Source organism: Aquirufa avitistagni (assembly GCF_042715545.1).
Classification (GTDB): Bacteria; Bacteroidota; Bacteroidia; order Cytophagales; family Spirosomataceae; genus Aquirufa; species Aquirufa avitistagni.
Genome location: NZ_JBBKXZ010000004.1, coordinates 184,234 through 202,868, shown reverse-complemented (window position 1 = coordinate 202,868; position 18,635 = coordinate 184,234). Strand labels below are relative to the sequence as shown.

General features: G+C 44.1%; 14 protein-coding genes. 9 read left to right on the top strand and 5 right to left on the bottom strand.

All coding sequences use genetic code 11. The features are described 5' to 3' along the window. Positions 1-70 precede the first annotated feature (70 nt). The 3 genes from U0R10_RS11045 to U0R10_RS11035 all read left to right on the top strand — a co-directional run bounded on the left by U0R10_RS11045 (position 71) and on the right by U0R10_RS11035 (position 4,355). Positions 71-1,042 (top strand): Kelch repeat-containing protein, encoded by a 972-nt coding sequence (locus tag U0R10_RS11045; protein ID WP_377984032.1) that lies wholly within the window; start codon positions 71-73, stop codon positions 1,040-1,042. 87 nt (positions 1,043-1,129) lie between these two features. Next, positions 1,130-2,761: a carboxylesterase/lipase family protein gene (locus U0R10_RS11040; protein WP_377984031.1), complete on the top strand. Its 1,632-nt coding sequence runs from the start codon at positions 1,130-1,132 to the stop codon at positions 2,759-2,761. A gap of 4 nt (positions 2,762-2,765) precedes the next feature. Beyond that, entirely contained in the window at positions 2,766-4,355 is a 1,590-nt protein-coding gene (locus U0R10_RS11035; protein WP_377984030.1) for a carboxylesterase/lipase family protein, read from the top strand. 291 nt (positions 4,356-4,646) lie between these two features. Here U0R10_RS11035 and U0R10_RS11030 read toward each other — a convergent pair whose 3' ends face one another. Together U0R10_RS11030 and U0R10_RS11025 are read right to left on the bottom strand one after the other, a co-directional pair. After that, a complete protein-coding gene (locus U0R10_RS11030) occupies positions 4,647-6,851 on the bottom strand; it encodes an Lcl C-terminal domain-containing protein (protein WP_377984029.1) in 2,205 nt (734 codons plus the stop codon). 5 nt (positions 6,852-6,856) lie between these two features. Next, positions 6,857-7,753, bottom strand: coding sequence for a hypothetical protein (locus tag U0R10_RS11025; protein ID WP_377984028.1), 897 nt, complete (start codon positions 7,751-7,753; stop codon positions 6,857-6,859). A 115-nt stretch (positions 7,754-7,868) separates the two neighbouring features. On the opposite strand from U0R10_RS11025, the gene serC reads away from it, so the two are divergent. From serC to U0R10_RS11010, 3 genes are read left to right on the top strand one after another with little or no spacing between them, the layout of a single operon-like run. Then, positions 7,869-8,930: a 3-phosphoserine/phosphohydroxythreonine transaminase gene (serC, locus tag U0R10_RS11020; RefSeq protein WP_377984027.1), complete on the top strand. Its 1,062-nt coding sequence runs from the start codon at positions 7,869-7,871 to the stop codon at positions 8,928-8,930. Positions 8,931-8,938: 8 nt separating this feature from the next. Next, positions 8,939-10,180 (top strand): flavin-dependent oxidoreductase, encoded by a 1,242-nt coding sequence (locus U0R10_RS11015; protein WP_377984026.1) that lies wholly within the window; start codon positions 8,939-8,941, stop codon positions 10,178-10,180. Continuing rightward, entirely contained in the window at positions 10,180-10,572 is a 393-nt protein-coding gene (locus U0R10_RS11010; RefSeq protein WP_377984025.1) for a DUF3237 domain-containing protein, read from the top strand. Before U0R10_RS11015 ends, U0R10_RS11010 begins: the two co-directional genes overlap by 1 nt. On the opposite strand, the gene U0R10_RS11005 is transcribed toward U0R10_RS11010, so the two are convergent. Both U0R10_RS11005 and U0R10_RS11000 read right to left on the bottom strand, forming a co-directional pair. Then, on the bottom strand, positions 10,564-11,784 hold the full coding sequence (locus tag U0R10_RS11005) for a BaiN/RdsA family NAD(P)/FAD-dependent oxidoreductase (protein ID WP_377984023.1): 1,221 nt from the start codon (positions 11,782-11,784) through the stop codon (positions 10,564-10,566). The two genes, U0R10_RS11010 and U0R10_RS11005, sit on opposite strands and share 9 nt — an antisense overlap. Before the next feature lie 4 nt (positions 11,785-11,788). Continuing rightward, a complete protein-coding gene (locus tag U0R10_RS11000) occupies positions 11,789-12,310 on the bottom strand; it encodes a Rieske 2Fe-2S domain-containing protein (RefSeq protein ID WP_377984022.1) in 522 nt (173 codons plus the stop codon). Between the two features lie 16 nt (positions 12,311-12,326). Here U0R10_RS11000 and U0R10_RS10995 point away from each other — a divergent pair, with 16 nt between their 5' ends. Genes U0R10_RS10995 through U0R10_RS10985 form a run of 3 tightly spaced genes read left to right on the top strand, consistent with a single transcriptional unit; the run spans position 12,327 to position 16,909 of the window. Continuing rightward, positions 12,327-14,108, top strand: coding sequence for a DUF1800 domain-containing protein (locus U0R10_RS10995; RefSeq protein ID WP_377984021.1), 1,782 nt, complete (start codon positions 12,327-12,329; stop codon positions 14,106-14,108). A gap of 6 nt (positions 14,109-14,114) precedes the next feature. Next, a complete protein-coding gene (locus tag U0R10_RS10990; RefSeq protein ID WP_377984020.1) occupies positions 14,115-16,202 on the top strand; it encodes a DUF1501 domain-containing protein in 2,088 nt (695 codons plus the stop codon). Beyond that, a complete protein-coding gene (locus tag U0R10_RS10985) occupies positions 16,199-16,909 on the top strand; it encodes a hypothetical protein (protein ID WP_377984019.1) in 711 nt (236 codons plus the stop codon). Before U0R10_RS10990 ends, U0R10_RS10985 begins: the two co-directional genes overlap by 4 nt. On the opposite strand, the gene U0R10_RS10980 is transcribed toward U0R10_RS10985, so the two are convergent. After that, a complete protein-coding gene (locus U0R10_RS10980; protein ID WP_377984018.1) occupies positions 16,902-18,410 on the bottom strand; it encodes a carboxylesterase/lipase family protein in 1,509 nt (502 codons plus the stop codon). The two genes, U0R10_RS10985 and U0R10_RS10980, sit on opposite strands and share 8 nt — an antisense overlap. Between the last annotated feature and the right edge of the window lie 225 nt (positions 18,411-18,635).

Genomic DNA, 18,635 nt, shown 5'->3' with positions numbered 1-18,635 from the left:
AGGAAAATTTAGCAGTTTTAAAATCCTGATTTAAACGGGCAATCGTTACTTTTAGAAAAAACCTATACCTATGAAATTAGCTTTGATTTTCGTTTTCGTTAGCTCATTTAGTCTCTTTGGTCAAATTCCCGCTGGGTCGTGGAGCGCCGTAGAAGTTCAAACAAGTGGCGCTAAGCGTCATGAAAGTACATTTGTCAATTGCGATGGAGTATTTTATGCGCTAGGTGGGCGAGGAAAGCGACCAGTGGATGCCTATTATCCGAAACAAAATCGCTGGGAATTTGTGGCTGATGCGCCTTTTGAATTTCATCATTTTCAAGCCGTTTCATTTCAACATGAAATTTATGTGATCGGTGCGATGACTGGAAATTATCCGCATGAAAAGCCTTTGAGCAACATGTGGATCTTTAATCCTCGGACCAAAGTTTGGCGGGAAGGTGCGGCGATACCGGCTGACAGATTACGTGGTTCTGCCGGCGTAGTTGTTCGGAAAGATAAATTATACTTTGTGTCGGGAATTCAAGATGGACATTGGGACGGACATGTCAAATGGTTTGATGTATTTGATCCGAAAACCAATCAATGGGAAAAATTGCCCGATGCTCCACGTGCGCGCGATCACTTCCAAGCTACCCTAGTAGGAGATAAATTATATGTAGCCGGTGGGCGTACTTCGCATGCCTCCATTGGGAAGGTTCTGAACGAGACGATTGGGGAAGTAGATGTATATGATTTTAAAAAAGGCAGCTGGATGACATTGGCTAATCCATTACCTACGCAGCGTGCCGGAAGTGCTTCAGTTGGCCATTTCCCTTATTTAATCGTCATGCTGGGCGAAAGTACGGCCCAAACAAGTGCCCATGCGGAAGTTGAAGCGCTGGATGTTCGGTCGGGTGATTGGGTGAAATTTCCGTCACTGAATCAAGGCCGACATGGCACCGGAGTGGTGAATTATAAGGGCAAATTGTATGTGGCCAACGGTAGCGCCAATCGGGGAGGAGGCCCTGAATTGAATTCCATCGAATGTTTACAGCTTAATTAAGCAAGTCCCTACAGGGCCTCGTTGCTAGTTGGCATTATTTTTGTATTATTGTATCATATTATTACAATAGAAAAACCTATCAAACGAATGAAAAAAATCTGGCATCTCACTTGCCTATTGGGCATTTTTGCGTTTGCTGCTCATGCGCAAAGTGACAACAAAATGGCTGTTCAAACCCAAATCGAATCTGGAAAAATCGAGGGTTATTATAGTACGCAGTCGGGCATTCAAACTTATTTTGGTATACCCTTTGCGAAACCACCTGTTGGTGATTTACGTTGGAAAGCACCTCAAGCTATTTCAGCTTGGACAGGTGTCAAAGAAACGAAGCAATTTTCAGCAAGACCGATTCAAGCCATCGTTTTCGGTGATATGAATTCCCGTTCTCAGGGATTAAGTGAGGATTGTTTGTACTTAAATGTATGGACACCTGCGAAACGAAATACCCAAAATTTACCTGTTTTAGTCTATTTCTATGGAGGTGGATTTTTTGCAGGGGATGCTTCCGAGCCGCGTTATGATGGAGAGGCGATGTCCAAACAAGGAATTGTCGTGATTACGGTAAACTACCGCTTGGGTGTCTTCGGATTTTTTGCACACCCAGAGTTAAGCAAAGAAACGAGCTATAAAGGTTCTGGAAATTATGGTTTGATGGATCAAGCTTTTGCGTTACAATGGGTGAAGCGTAATGTGGCTGCTTTTGGTGGAGATCCGAAGAAGATCACGATTGCGGGAGAGTCTGCTGGATCTGTATCAGTTAGTGCCCAAATGTCCTCTCCGTTAGCTCGCGATGTAATTGCGGGGGCGATTGGTGAAAGTGGGGCAGGGATTAACCCAACCTTGTATCCAGTGCCGTTGGCGCAAGCAGAAAAAGAAGGTGTTGAATTTGCGGTAAAAGCAAATGCAAAGTCTTTAGCTGATTTACGTAAATTGACTACCCGCGAGTTGTTTGAGATTCAATCAGAAACGCGTAAAAATTACAATACAGCGGTTATTGATGGCTATTTTTATCCCAAATCAATACCAGCTATTTTCAATGCCAAAGAGCAAGCGCAAGTTCCCTTGCTACTTGGTTGGAATTCAGCTGAAATGTCAGGATTAGCTTTCATGCAAGGGAGACCCTATACGCCTGAAAATTATTTAGAGAAAGTAAAAGCGGCATTTCCAACGGAAGTAGACGCTATCATGGCTTTATATCCAGGCAAGACAGAGCAAGAAGTTGAGTATTCTGCAACGGCCTTAGCTTCGGATCGTTTTATCTCCTATAGTACATGGAAGTGGTTTGACTTACATCGTAAGAATTCTTCGCAAGCGGTTTACCGGTATATGTTTTCAAAACTACGCCCGCCTTTGGTTGACAATACACGTTCTTCCGCTTTAGCTGGTGGAACCGTTAAGGCAGACCCCAATGCACCGAAGCCGCGTCCGGCGATCGGCGCGCCACATGCATGCGAAATTGAATATTGCATGGGGAATTTGAGGTTGATTAAAGAATACGCGTGGACACAGGAAGATTATCAAGTTTCCAATACGATGTTTGCCTATTTTGCAAACTTCATCAAATCAGGTAATCCGAATGGAAAGGATTTGCCTAACTGGCCAGTTGCGCAGGCACAGGATAAAAACCCGGCTGTGATGGTATTGGATGTCGAATCCAAATCCGTACCTGCTGCGAATGATGCGCGGTATGAATTTTTAGATCGTTATTATAAAAACTAAATAGATGAAAAGAATTGTTTTAGCCTGCGGCATCCTGTTTTCGGGATGGATCGCACAAGCCCAAATCACCACGGGTTCTAATGTAGGTGTCGTTCCTACTGAATCAGGTTCTGTACGTGGATATGTTCACGGAGGTATTTACACCTATAAAGGAATTCCATATGCGGAGGCCGCTCGTTTTGAAGCGCCGCATAAACCAAAACCTTGGTCAAATGTGCGTAGTTCGTACACTTATGGACCGGTAGCTCCGTTATTGGACCCAACGACCAATGTGCAAGATGAATCTGAATTTGTGTTTAATCACTCCTGGGGATTTACGAATGAAGATTGTATGCGTGTGAATGTGTGGACGCCAGGCATCAAGGATGGCAAGAAGCGTCCGGTGATGTTTTGGATACACGGAGGTGGATTTACATCAGGATCTTCTCAAGAATTACCTTCGTATGACGGAGAAAATTTGGCTAAAAAAGGTGATGTAGTTGTCGTTTCGATCAATCACCGGTTGAATATCTTGGGGTATTTGGATTTGTCGGCCTATGGCGAAAAGTATAAATATTCGGCCAACAACTCTGTGCTGGATATGAAGGCGGCTTTGGAGTGGGTGAAAAACAACATCGAAGCATTTGGGGGTGATCCGTCTAATGTGACGATTTTTGGCCAGTCGGGTGGTGGGGCCAAAGTGAATACCTTGATGGCCATGCCATCTGCGAAGGGTTTATTTCACAAGGCAATTAATCAAAGTGGTGCATTCCGTTCGGAGATGTTAAGTAAGTCTACGACGCAGGCGATTACGGCTGAGGTGATGAAGGCTTTAAACTTAGCGCCGAATCAGGCAGATAGTTTACAAAAGATTCCATTTCCGGTGTTAGCGAATGCAGGTAAAAAAGCTTTACAGGTTGTGGCGGCGCAATTAAAAGCAGCCGGTAAGCCGGTTGGTGGATTTGGTTTAAGTTGGGGCCCAAGCCTAGATGGAGATGTATTACCTTATCAGATGTCGTCCAAAGAGGCACTAGACCTATCGAAAGATATTCCTTTACTGATTGGAACTGTGAAAAATGAATTTGCGCCATTTGCGAATATGGCGATGGCTAATGCAACGGCTGCCGAGGTGGAGGCGGTTATTCAAAAAACCTATGGAGCCAAAGCGGAGGCTTACAAAGCAGCCGTGAAGAAAGCATATCCGAATAACACCCGCCCATCTGATTTATTGGATGTGGACCGTATGTTCCGTCCAGGCGCCGTGGAGCAAGCAAATGTTAAGTCGGCCATCGGCGGAGCACCCGTGTACATGTACTTATTCACCTGGCAATCACCCGTGGCAGATGGCAAGTACAAAGCAATCCACTGTGGCGAATTACCGTTCTGTTTTAACAACATCGCGCGTTGCGAAGAGATGACTGGTGGCGGCAAGGACGCGTATGTGTTGGCAGATAAAATGAGCCAGGCGTGGATTAATTTTGCCAAAGTGGGCAATCCAAATCACAAGGGATTGCCTGCATGGCCAACGTACAATGCGACGAATACAGCGACGATGCACTTGGACAATACCTGTGTGGTGAAGCCGCAATTGGATAAAGACCTATTTGCTTTGTAATTATTATTACAGTCAGTTTAAATCCCAAACTTCGGTTTGGGATTTTTTTTGCCTTACGCAATAATTCGTTTATTTAATGGTAATGAATTTCAATTGCGTACCTTTGGTTATCGGATTTTTAGTGGCATCGATACCCATGAATTTTGAAAAGTAGCTAAACTCCTATTTCTTTGTACTCTTTAAATTGGCCTAATACGCATATTTCGATCTCAATGAGATCTTTGATATAAGACAATAAATTAGAACTAGGATTAAGTAAACCCTCCCTGATTTTCGGGGAGGGTTTTTGTTTTAGAATTGTCTAATTGCACGAACACTAGCAGGATCTCTTTTTGAATTTCCGCCTGAAATACCGCCGTAAATTCCAGAAAAGTTCATACCAAATGCATTGGAAATACCGGTACTATTGTCTTGAGTTGAACTCCAATAATAGGAAGGGAACATTTCACTTCCATCTATAAATCCGCCAATTAAGGCCTTGTTTTCATATAATGTGTATAACTCAGATCTACTAGGTAAATACCAATCGTCATATCCATTTAAAACCAGATCATAACATAAACGCGCTGCAATATTTTGTTCGGCACAATTTGCTACAATATCCAACGTATTTTGTAAACCGTCAAAAATATTAACCCCATTAGCGCCATTAATACGCAGCCCGTAACATCCCCAAATCACCCAATTTTCTTGGCTATTATTTAATCTCGTCGCCTGATCAAATGGCGCTGCAATAATTCCATGCTGAATGAGTGGATCATAGCCTCGATCTCCAGGTCGTAAAATGTATGAAATAATTCCGCCTTGATGTGAGTCGCCAATTTTCAATATGGTTTGACTCGGCGGCGTACTGGTTGAACCACCTGAACTTCCACTACTACCTCCGCCCGAACTTGGTGGCGTACTTGAAGAACCACCACCCGCACCTGGAGTAGAAACAACCGGAGGAGGTGTTACTCGAATTCGGACACTTCGCTCCTCCCCATAAGCTACCCCTTTTTGATTGATGGCATAAGCCCGCGCGTAGTAAACTTGACCCTCCACTAAATTTCGAAACGTATAGCCAAAAGAGCCTGGACCGCTGCCGACAGCAATTTTCGTATTTTCGATTGTTGGGTTGCGATTCGTGCCCCAACAGATTCCGCGTTCCGTTACAGAAGTGTTTCCCTCCGAAATTACCTTTCCATTTACCTCGGCTGAATTGGTTGAATAGGTCGTGATTTCATGCGTAAATACCTCAGCAAATGTATAGCCAATGGTCTTAAATGAAATGGTCTCACCGTACCCAATTCCCTTTCTGTTTTTTGCAAATGCTCTGATATAATAAGTCGTTCCATCTTCCAAATTTTTGAGAAAGAGGTTCAAATTGGGCGATAGGGCTATTGCATCATTGATATCCGGATTAGGTTGTTTGCTGTAACAAAATCCTTGTTCAATAATGGGAACACCACCATCATCCAAAAGCTTTCCGCTTATATTGGCACTTGAAAATGTTTCATTTGACACACTTGTAGTTTCTATTTTGGGCAAACGAATATCTTGTGTTTGGAATATTTTGTCCTCACCGTAGGCATATCCTTTTTCATTTTGGGCAAAGGCGCGCACATGGTATTTTGTGTTTTCGACCAACGACCTCACCAAGATTTTATACATCCCTAACCCATTCGTGCTCGACGTAAATCGGGTGTCCTCGATTGTTGGGTTGGGTGTTCTGCTCAAGCAAATGCCCCGTTGGATTATTTCTCCTCCACCTGCATCTTGGGTTTCGCCACCTAATGTTGCTTCAAAAATTTGGACTGCTTCCGGATCCAAGGTACGCAAGGTAACTGGCTGATAGTCCTGCGTTTTAAAGCTGAGTTCGTTTCCATAGGAAATGCCAATTTCATTGATGGCATACGCGCGAATAAAATAGGTTGTAAACGGTTTTAACTTCGTAATGACAATTCCATAATCTCCTTCCCCTTGACCAATCTGAATGCGTATATCTTGGATGGTTGGGTTGGCGGATAAACTCAAACAAACGCCACGGTCAACGACCGGTTTGCCCCCATCATAGGAAATGTTTCCACCGGCCAAACACGTAGTAATCAGTATGTTTTTGACGTCCGAGGTGGTTAAAGTAGGTGCTTGAAAAGCTAAGGTTTTAAATCGTTTTACAGGTCCGTGTACATCATTTGACGCCGTTTTGGCAAACGCAAAATAGGAGTATTCGGTATTGGCTTGTAAGGACATGAGTGTCTTGGAAAATCCAGTATCAGCAACAATAACCTTATTCTCTAAAATCCGAGATGCAGTATCATTTTTGGCATAATAGAATCCTTTTTCGGTGATGGATTCCTCACTTGGATTGATAAAAATGGCCTCAGCTTGAACGGAGGTGGCTTTTATTTTTTTTGCATCCTGCGTAAGCACCTGAATAGGAAATTTGTAAATCTCCTCCTTGCAACCTGAGATTGATAACATGATCACCAACATCCATAACCCTAGTTTTTTCATAGCTGCTAGTTATTCAATTGGTTAAATGTATTTCCTTGTCTGATGTGGTAAATAAGTTGGATTTGCGTACTGATAAAAAGGTCATTTCCTTTATTCGTGAATGAGCTATTTTCGTTAGGTAAAATAGGTATTCGATTGCGCAAGGTATTTGCACCAAAAGGCTCCAAACTCCGATCAAAAAAATCACTCTTAGGCGAAATGGACATGTTACTTCGATTATCAGATGCATCATCTAGATAATCTGAAAATGTAAAATGAACCGTTGAGGTTAGGCCTAGGTCAAATTGGTCACTCAGTTTTGTTTGTAGGCTAAAACCTAATGGTATGGCCACAATAAATCGGGAATAATCTTTTCCTTCTGTATTTACAGCGGCTAGATTTTGCCATTTTTTTTGTTGGGGAGTATTCGAGGCTAATGAAACCATGGGCCTAGCGAAAGGTGTATGGAAAATCAAGCTCAAACCAACATGTACTTGGGTGCGTATACGCTGCCTTTTTAATACATTACTTCGAGTTCTCTGGAAATGATAGGCGCCTTGTGCACTCAGCTCATGGACGTAATTTTGAAAATGTAAGTTTCGAATAAAATTACCCCCAAACTTTCCATTCGCGATATATTCATTGTCATCAGCGTTTAGTTGGGATAGCTGATAGCTAAATTTTCCAGAAAATTTTTGCGTATAGTATCGATTCAAGCCTACTCGGACGTTAAAACCTGCTGTTTTAGGGCCCATGGTGGGAAATGCCTTCCAGGGAACAAGATCGCCGATGTAATTGGCGGAACCGCCACCTAGTTCAAGAGCATTATAGCGCTTAAAAACACCTTGATATACTTCTTGACCAAATGAAATTTGGCACAAAAGGAGCGCAATAATCAAATGCTTCAGTTGGCAATATCCCATGGAATTCGATCAATTTACTCTGCAAAATGAACCATTTCAAGTGTAATTCCGCCACTTTTTTATTAAGTGGATAGGGAATTTTATTTTTCGGTTTGTCTGTCTTAATTTTAGCTAAATGAAACAACACAACTTCAGCCCCGGACCGGCGGCACTGCCCGAATCTGTTTTGCAAGAAGCTGCCCAAGGTCTGCTCAATTATAATCAAACCGGTTTGTCCGTTGCTGAAATCAGCCATCGTTCCCCTATATTTTTAGCTATCATCGAAGAAGCTACGGCGCTAGTGAAGGAATTATACCAACTAGACGACCGTTTCGAAGTATTGTGGATGCCCGGTGGGGCATCGGGCCAACTGGCCATTGCGCCCATGAATTTGGTTTCAAAGGATGAGCGTGTCGCTTTTGTAGATACCGGTTTTTGGGCCCAAAGGGCCATAGATGCCGCCGCTGAAATTTGCCAAATACACGTGCTTGCATCATCATCCAAGTCAACATACGACCATATTCCCAAGGATTGGACATTACCCAATGACATAAAATATTTACATGTCGTGTCCAACGAGACAATAGATGGTACCCAATATCATACCTATCCAGACGTTGCGGTGCCGTTAGTTGCTGATATGACCTCCGACTTCCTAACGCGGCCATTGCCGATGGAAAAATTTGGGGTGATTTTTGCCTCTGCCCAAAAGAATTTTGGTATCGCTGGTGTGACTTGTGTGATCCTAAATAAGGATCGAATTTCGGAAAAGATGATGGGAGAAATACCTACTATCTACAACTATCAAACGCATATCCGCGAGCAATCACTTTACCATACCATTCCTACTTTTCCCGTTTACGTCAGTTTATTGATGCTTCGCTGGATAAAAGCACAAGGTGGCCTTATCGCCATGCAGGCGCAAAGTAGCGCAAAATCAAGCCTTTTATATGCAGAAATTGACCGACACCCCTTGTTCACGGGGAATGTTCACGTCGAAGATCGCTCGGTCATGAACGCCTGTTTTCGTGGGATAAATGCCGAGGTAGAAGAAGCGTTTTTGGCATACCTAACCCAGCACGGGATTGTAGGAATTAAAGGTTTCCCGACCGTCGGTGGTTTCCGCGCCTCCATGTACAACGGCCTTGCGCTGGAAAGTGTCCAATATCTCGTCGACTTGATGCATTCATTTAAATGATAAACCCTATGAAAATTACCATTGCGGGAGGTGGAATCGGTGGATTAGTAACTGCCCTTCGTTTGCATCAAGCTGGATTTCAAGTCAAAGTTTTCGAATCTGTTAAAGATGTCAGTCCACTCGGGGTTGGGATTAATTTACTTCCACACGCGATTCGTGTGTTGACGAACATAGGTTTGCAGGAAAAAATCCAGTCAATTGCCGTGGAGACGAAGGAGTTGATTTATGCGAACCAACAAGGCCAATTGTTTTGGTCTGAACCACGCGGTCGATACGCAGGATATAAATGGCCACAATTCTCCATTCACCGAGGCAAGTTTCAGATGCTGCTTTGGCAAGAAGCGATACGCGTGTTGGGATCCGAAAACGTATGTAGTAATTGTCATTTGAGTTATTTTGAAGAGTTAGACGGTCAGGTAATCGCACGTTTTACGGATAAAGATTCAGGTGCAGTGGTGGCGGAAGAGACGAGTGATTTGTTGATCGGGGCGGATGGGATTAATTCATTTGTGCGCAAAACACTCTATCCAGAAGAGGGGCCTGTCGTCTTTTCAGGTAATATTTTATACCGTGGAACGGCCATGATGCCGGCCTATTTGACGGGTTCGACCATGGCGATGATTGGTTCGATGCGGCAAAAGATGGTCATTTATCCGATTGGAAATGGGGTAGATGCGGATGGGAATCAGCACATCAACTGGGTCGCGAATGTCAAAGAAGCAGCTGGAGCTTCGATGACGGTTCGGGATTGGAACCGACAAGTAGGTAAGGAGAAATTAGTGGACTTGTATAAAAATTGGCAATTTGACTGGATCAATGTGCCCGATATGATTGCGCAAACGCATGGTGGAATTTTCGAATTTCCCATGTCGGACCGCGATCCACTGCCTCGTTGGTCTTTTGGGCGGGTAACTTTGTTGGGCGACGCCGCACATCCCATGTACCCGATCGGCTCTAATGGCGCTTCGCAAGCAATTTTAGATGCAGATGCGCTGGCATTAGCTTTGTTAAACGAGGTAGACCCGATCAAAGCGTTAGAAGTTTACGATGCAGAACGCGTTCCAGCAACAGCCAAAGTTGTCTTGCAAAATCGGCAAAAAGGTCCCGATTTCATTATGGATTTAATGGAAGAACGATTCCCGAATGGGTTCGCGGAAGGCGAAATTCCACATGAGGAATTAGCTGAAATTATGGCGCACTATAAGCAAGTGGCCGGTTTTGATATACAAACATTAAATGCAAAAGACTGATGCAGACGCCTGAACTTATTCCCGTTTTCGAAGCTACCATTCAATTAGGTGAGGTACAAACTGTGGGTGATACACGCCGGATTGTGCAGGTTGTGGGTGGCCAATTTTCAGGTCCTAATTTTCAAGCCAAGGTACTAGCTGGCGGTGGCGATTGGCAGGTTATTCATGCCGATGGTCGCGTGGAAATTGACACACGTTATACGCTAGAAACTCCTGAAGGATCATTGATTTACTTGCAAAATAAGGGAATGCGCTTGGGAACGTATATGCGCACTGTTGCCACGTTTGAGGTGCAAGATGCTAGAAACTCCTGGCTAACTGAATCAATTTATATAGCTACCGGCAAAAAAGAAGGTGACGTGGTGAGTCACGAATTTTACCGATTAAGCTAAATTCCCCACGTTTTTGCCCGCAATAAATCCCGTTGTCCAGGCCGATTGAAAATTAAAGCCGCCGGTTATGCCATCGATGTCCATCACTTCACCGGCAAAAAACAAACCTGGGCAAATTGTACTTTCCATCGTATTCACATGGATTTCAGCCAAATCCACTCCGCCAGCCGTCACGAATTCCTCTTTAAAGGTCGTTTTCCCTTTGACTTCATAACGGTCATTGATCAAGGTATTCACGAGTTTATTTAGGCTTTTTCCGGCTAGGTCGTGCCAACGGCCCGAAGGGTCGATTTCGTTTTTCGCAAGTAAAAATACCCAAAGCCGATTGGGCATCGGGAACGGATTATGATTACTCATCATTTTGGATCCATGGTCCCTACTAATCTGTTTGATTTGCGCGCGAAGCCCTTCCTCTTTTTCATCCTCAAGCCAGTTGACAAGAATTGAACAATGGTATTCTTTTTCGGCAAGGATGCGTGCGCCCCAGGCCGACAACTGTAATATGGCTGGACCGCTCATTCCCCAATGGGTGATGAGTAATGGACCGCGGCCGATTAGCTTTTGGCCTTCGATGCGGACCACAGCTTTTTCAACGACGATACCCATCAATTCCCGAATGGGATCTTGCGGCATATTGAATGTAAAAAGCGATGGGACAGGCGAAACGATTTGATGGCCGATATCCGCGAGCCATTGGAGTCCCGAAAATTTCGGTTGGCCTCCGACGGTCACAATCACGCGGTCAACTTCCAATTCAGAATCCTTAAAATGCAGTTGGAAGCTGTTTTTGGTGCGTTTTATAGCGTCCACCCCTTGGCTAGTAAAAAGTTCGACGCCTAGTTTGCGGGCTTCGTACCAAAAGCAATCGATGATGGATTGCGAGTCATTGGAAAGTGGGAAAATACATTGATCCGGATATGTTTTCAGTGCAACGTCACGCGACTCAAACCAGTCCACCGTGTCTTTGGCATCAAATTGCTCGAAAGCTTTTCGTAAGAATTTTTCACCACGTGGGTAATTTTCGGAAAGGATACGCTTGTTGAAGGTTGCGTTGGTTACGTTGCACCGTCCGCCACCAGAAATTTTCACCTTACCCAGAAACTTAGACGTTTTTTCGTATACGCAAACCCGTGCGTCGGGGAAATGTTGTTTGGCTGATAAAGCGGCGAAAAATCCGGCGGCACCCCCACCGATGATGGCAATTGTGAGCATACCCTTAGGACTTAACGACCTTTAAATAAGTTTTATACAGCGTAACGGGATAACGTACGAGTCCGCCCGTGATACTGTTTGAATCGCAACCGACTAGATTGACTTCCGTGGTATTATACGAATTTCCATGGTTCTCGCATTTGAAACGACCATTAGCTAAAACCCAAGAACCGCGTGCGCCTTGATGCGGACAGCAGTTGTCGAAGGCTTTGATGGTATTCGCATCTGTTTTCAATAGCAGGATTCCGGCTTCGATGACGTTGCTAAAACCTGAAATATCTCCTAACTTAACGAAGTTTTTGTGTGCCAAATTAACGAAAACGGTTTTGCCTTCTATCAAAAAGCCGTCTGCGTTAAATAAAGCCGAAATTCGTTTGAATTCTTTTTCCTCCTCCGTCGTAGCAGGAAGCATAGGTTCTTCCTCTGTTTGGCAGCTACTACTTAGTAAAGCGATTTGTGTAATCGTGAGCGCAGGACAAAGATGTTGAATGAAGTTTCTACGTTTCATGGTCGCAAGAAACAACATATTTAGGAAAATATAGATGGCAGACGAAAAAATACCTAAGGTTAACACACCTAACCTAGTGGATTTATTTACCAAGGAAAACATTCGCTTGGAGACCGTAGGTATTCGAAAGGATCGTGTATACACCTCTAAAAAAGGGCTTAGTCTATATACCGGGGAATTTGGTAAAGCACAAAAAATGCATTTGCTCAATCGAGCGCTGATTGGCTTTAGTTACAAGAGTTACCAAGAGATCAAAGACTTTTCACTTAAACAAAGCATTGATTTATTGCTAAACCCTGAAAAGCCATTTTCTTTACCCATCAATGATTACTATTTAGACGTTTTAGATAATGCGGATGTCGTGAAGGCTGATGTTCCCAAAGGTGCAGTTTGGGTAACGGCGCCTGAATATGTGAAGGATAATGGTACGTTGAATGGTAGTCGTACGCAATCATTAAAAGCATGGCTTTCGAAGCAGTTTGTGAATCAAAAGACTTCGATTCATTGGCGTATGTTCTTGTTTTACCACAATTTATTAGTTGCGTCGCTGCAAAATGGGGGTCCCGTAAAGAATGCATTTCAGTATGTGGATACGCTGTTTAAATCTTCTTTAGGAAATTTTAAGGATCTGATTTACCACATTACGTTGGATCCTTCGATGCTCGTTTATTTGAATGGCAATCAAAATAATAAATTTTCACCCGATGAAAATTATGCGCGTGAGCTGCAAGAGTTATTTACGGTAGGGAAAGGTCCCAACTCCAAGTTTACCGAAAAAGATGTGGCTGAAATGGCGCGCTTGTTGACAGGCTGGAATTTCGACTGGGATAAAACCATGAAAACGGAAGGTCGGACCGAAGTGACCAATGGATACTGGAATCACGATATTGGCGATAAGCAGTTTTCAGAATTTTATGGTAACCGTAAGATTTCAGGAGCTAATAATCCTGATCGTGCAGATGGTGAATTGCGCGAGGCGATCGATATGATTTTTACGACGGATGAAGTTGCCAAATATATGTGTCGGCGCATTTACAGTTTCTTCGTCAACCCCATGATTGAACCGTCGACGGAAGATTTAATCATCACACCCTTAGCTAAAGTTTTCAGAGATAATAAGTTTGAGATTTTACCGGTGTTACGTACGCTGCTTTCCAGTGAACATTTTTTTGATTCGATTCATTATAATTCGATAATTAAGTCGCCTGCCGACTTTGTTATCGGCTTGGCCAAAGAATTTGATATGCCTTTATTGGACAACAAATTCGTACCTGTTGTCATGGGTGAGGATGCGATTTATTATGATTATAAACGCTACAATGGGATTCATAATCAAATGAATAATTTGGGGATGAATATGGGTGATCCGCCCAATGTGGCTGGTTGGCCGGCATATTACCAAACTCCTGCCTTTGATTTGTTTTGGATTAATTCAGAAACAATCGTTAAGCGCGCCCAGCATACCGATTCCATGTTCAATTGGGGGAATTGGGTGTATTACAATAATGTCACCAAAACGGGTATGCTTGTTCGTGTAGATTTAGCGGAATATGTCCGCAAGTTTAATACGCCTGAGAATTTAGATGCCTTGGTGGATCAGTTGATTGACCGACTGATCAATATCCCAATTAATTCAGCTACACGGGCAAATATAAAAGATCGGGTCCTGCAGGGGAATACGAATCCGAATTATTGGACGGGCGCTTGGTATACGTTTGTGGGTAATCCCACGGCGGATAACCGACAAGTTATCCAGAATCGGTTAGCGCAGGCGATGGGCTTAATTTTCCAATTGGGTGAAACACATTTACATTAACGAGCCATGAATAGACGTAATTTTATACATAATATGGCTCATTTGGCAGCAATGCCAGCCTTCATTCCGGGAATGGACTTGTTTGAACAAAATGAGTTGCTGCAAAATACCGTGGCAGAAGGTAAGATATTGATTATCATTAGGTTAGACGGAGGAAATGATGGTTTAAATACAGTCATCCCGATGGACCAATATGAAAGTTTGAAAAAGGTCCGCCCCGGTGTGATTATACCTGAGTCAAAAATCATTCCGATTAAAGGGACTGCTGCGGGTTTACACCCAGCGATGGGAGGCTTGAATAATTTAATTGACGAAAAGCGATTAGCAATCATTCAGTCCGTTGGCTACGCCAAACCGAATTATTCCCATTTCCGCTCCTCCGATATTTGGATGTCGGGCTCTGATGCGGACATCAATGTGTCTTCCGGCTGGATGGCGCGATACATTGAATCGCAACACCCCAATTACCCCAAGGCATATCCCAATGCAAATTTCCCACATCCTTTGTCCATTGAAATCAGCTGGCAATCTAGCTTACTTTTTCAAGGCCAAAATTCATTTACCAGTCTAATCTACAACAACCCAGATAACTTTTACAAGTTGATGAATCCATTTGTCAACACCTATCCGGAGACGTTGCAGGGGTCAAGATTGGCATATTTACAATTGATAGGCCGACAGTCCCAAGAATATGGAGCTGTGGTTCAAGCAGCTTATCGGGCGGGTACGACGCCTCATCCGTTTGAGGAAAATGATTTAGGGAATCAGTTTAAGATTATTCACCGCCTCATTTCGGGAGGCTTGAATACGCGGGTGTACATGTTGCGCTTGGGCGGTTTTGATACGCATGGCCAGCAAGTGGATACGCAAGATTTTACGAAGGGTCAGCATGCGGTTTTATTGAAGCAGTTGAATGATTCGATTGTCACGTTTATGAAAAACTTGGATGCGCAGAATTTGGGCGATCGGGTTGTAGGCGTAACGTTGTCGGAATTTGGCAGAACGATTCATTCGAATGGTAGTTCGGGAACGGATCATGGAACTGTTGCGCCGATGTTTGTTTTCGGTAATGCCGTGAAAGGTGGTGTGATTGGTAAGAATCCTGTGATACCGACGAATTATAAAATGAATGAAGATTTGCCAGTGTTATATGATTACCGACAAGCTTATTCGTCTTTATTGAATCAATGGATGGGGTCGCCAGCATCCATGAATAAACAGATTTTGTATCGTGAGTTCGAGAAGATTCAATTGATTAAGGATACGTTTGCGGATTCAGATTCGGATGGCGTTCCCGATTTATTTGATCAATGTGCGAATACGCCGCTCGGGACGATGGTCGATATTAATGGTTGTCCGGTGTTTAAAATGCCAACGGACAATTATTCGATACAGTTGACAGCCACGACCTGTCCAGGCACCACCAATGGCGCGCTTCAAATGACGTTTAAAGATTTGAAATATACCTATTTGGTTGATATTAAAGGGCCTTCATCGTATGCCAAAACACTCAAGGCTGTGGCAGGTGCGAAGCAAGTCTTGGATAATTTGGTGATCGGAACCTATACGATTTCCATCACGATTGAGGGGCAAAAGGACTATGTGCAGTTGTTTGATGTTCAGGTAAAACAGCCAGATCCGTTGGCCGTACAAGCAAGTTTAAGTCCAGATAATCAAACCTTGAAACTGGATTTACAGGGGGCGGATGCCTATTTCATTCAGGTGAATGACACGAAGTTTGAAGTGAAAGCGGGAACGTGGTCGACAGATTTAGTCACCGGGAAAAATCAAGTCCGTGTGTGGACATCGCAAGGCTGTCAGGGTGAGTTTAGTCGGGAGATATTCCGTTCAGAACAGGTTCAGTGTTTCCCGAATCCGACGATGGGTCCGATGACCGTTTATGTGGCAGGGCGAGATCGCGAAGTGGAGATTGGACTATATGATTTACAAGGAAAAATGTTTGCGCGTGCGCTACATGTGGTGGATGCCATGCGAATGGTCTCGTTAGATTTGAGTTCGTATGTGACGGGAACTTATCTGTTGGAAGTAACAGGTCAAACGGTGCAACAACAAGTTAAATTGATGAAACTATGAGGCAGTATATCGCATTGATTTTGGTTGGGATTTATTTGATGTCTTGCAGCGCTAAGAAGGAGGTAGAAGTTGTGCCAGCCGTACCTGAAAAGGCACCGGAGGTGGCGGAGTTGAGTAAGCCAACGAACAATTCCGTTTGTTTGGTGGGAGGGAACACGCGTGCGGATGAAGTTCAGTTTACGTGGGTTCCTGCAGCGGGGGCTACGAGTTATGACTTAAAGATTACGAATTTAAAGACCAATACGACGGAGACTAAAAGTTTTCCAACGAGCCCAGCTACGGTTACGTTGGCGACGGGATTGCCGTATGAGTGGCAGATCGTTTCTAAATCGGTGAAGACGGCGATGACCGCAAGTTCGGCTAAATGGAAATTTTATTTGACGGGTGCGGGTGAGGTTTCTTATGCGCCATTTCCGGCAAGTTTGACGTTTCCGGCCTCGGGCCAACAAGTCTCTGCGGCGTCGGGACAGTTGAAATTGACTTGGTCGGGATCAGATCCTGACACGGGAAATTCGTTGTTATCGTATGAGGTATTTGTTGACACGGACATCGCCAAAGTTAGGAATCGCGAGGTTGCTGCGCAAAAGACTAAATCGGAGACATTAACGATTCCGGTGAAGTCGGGGGGCACGTATTTTTGGATGGTTAAAACCTCTGATGCTACTTCTACGAGTTACTCGGCCGTGTATGGGTTTCGGGTTAATTAAGTAGACTTTCGAGAAGTTCGAGTGATTTTCTAGCAGGTAATTCCTTCGATTCTACCTGAATATCAAGCAATTGCGTTTGTTGGCCTTCATTCTCAAATCGTGGCCAATTCGGCAAACTTGCCCCATTGGGGTTGTTGGTTTTTGTAAAATTGGTGAAATAGGAAAGCATTTGATTACTTAATTTTCGGTCGGTTTCTTCCCAAGGACGGTTGACTTTAGCTAGGTTTCCATACGCGTAAGGCACCTCGCCCGTGTGAAATGCACCAAATGTAGTGGAGGCATCGTAACCGGGTACTGCTCGGTTGAAGTTATACATAAAGACGGGAGCCTTCCCTGATTTATTTTGCAGTTTGGCCCATGAATGAACTTGAACACCAAAGCTTTCATCTCGGTTAATATCTCCTTGCTTGGTTACTGGATATGCCGCTTCGACTTCATCTGCTTTTAATTTATACCGCGAAGAGAGTTGGCCTTTATAGACATCTAAAGCCGCTGGTTTTCCCATTAATTTATCGTCTTGATTCCATCCCATGAGGAGGGCTACGTCATTTTGTTTTCCTTGCAGGTAGGTATCTCGGATAGAAATTGGCATAACATACCCATCTGTATAAGGTGCACTGAGACCTCCTGCGGCTTTTTGTATCGTTTCATCTGGAAGTTTGCGTAGTTCGGCCAGTGAAGTTACATGCAGGTCAGTTGCGAATTTAGTGCCTAATTCTTCGGCTTGTTGGCGCGTAATTGCCGGTCGAATCGGACTTGGCAAAATACTTCCTCCACTTTCAGCAATGGCACCTTTAAAAAGTCCTTTGGCTAAGGGAGATGCGCAAAGGAAATTGACGGCAAAGGCCCCGGCGGATTGTCCGGCAATGGTGACCTTTTGGGGATCTCCTCCGAATGCTTCGATGTTTGCTTGGATCCATTGAAGGCCGGCGATCATGTCGAGTAGGGCGTAATTTCCGGAGGATTTATAGGGAGCTTCGGCGCTGAGTTCGGGATGAGCGAGGAAGCCGAACACGCCCACACGGTAATTGATACTGACGAAAATGACATCTTTTTGTGCGGTGGCTTCGCCGTCGTAGATGGGGCATGCGCTACCTCCGGATCTAAATCCGCCTCCATAAAAATAGACGAGCACGGCTTTTTTTTGTTTGGTATTTTGGGGAGCCCAAACATTTAGGTAGAGACAATCTTCGCTGATGGGTGCTTCGGGAATGAGAAATTCGGAAGACCAATACATGAAAGGAGCTGGTTTATTTTGGAATGGGCTTGCGCTAAATGATTTGGTGTCGCGGATGCCGGTCCAGGCTTCGGGAGCTTGGGGTGCTTTCCAGCGTAAGTCGCCGATAGGTGTTTTGGCAAAGGGAATCCCTAGAAATTTATTGATTTTTGTTTCGGGATTGGAGAGGCCGGCTATGCGTCCAGATTTGGTCTGAACGATGGGACTTTGGGCGATGCTTGTATAGGTTAATGCAAGGACGAGGCAGGTAAAAATATATTTCATAGGTGCGAGGTTTCTGCTGTAAGTATACAAGAAATTCTAGGTTTGGCAAGCTAGATTTAGGGGGATTCTCGGAATATTTTCCGTACTTGTTGGCCTAAACCCCAACACCATGGCTAAAGGCATGAATTCCAAGAAGGCGGAGAAGAAGGAACCCGCGAAGACTCCAAAGGAGAAAAAAGAAGAAAAAAGAGAAAAAAAGAAAGCAGGCTATCAATAGATGGCCTG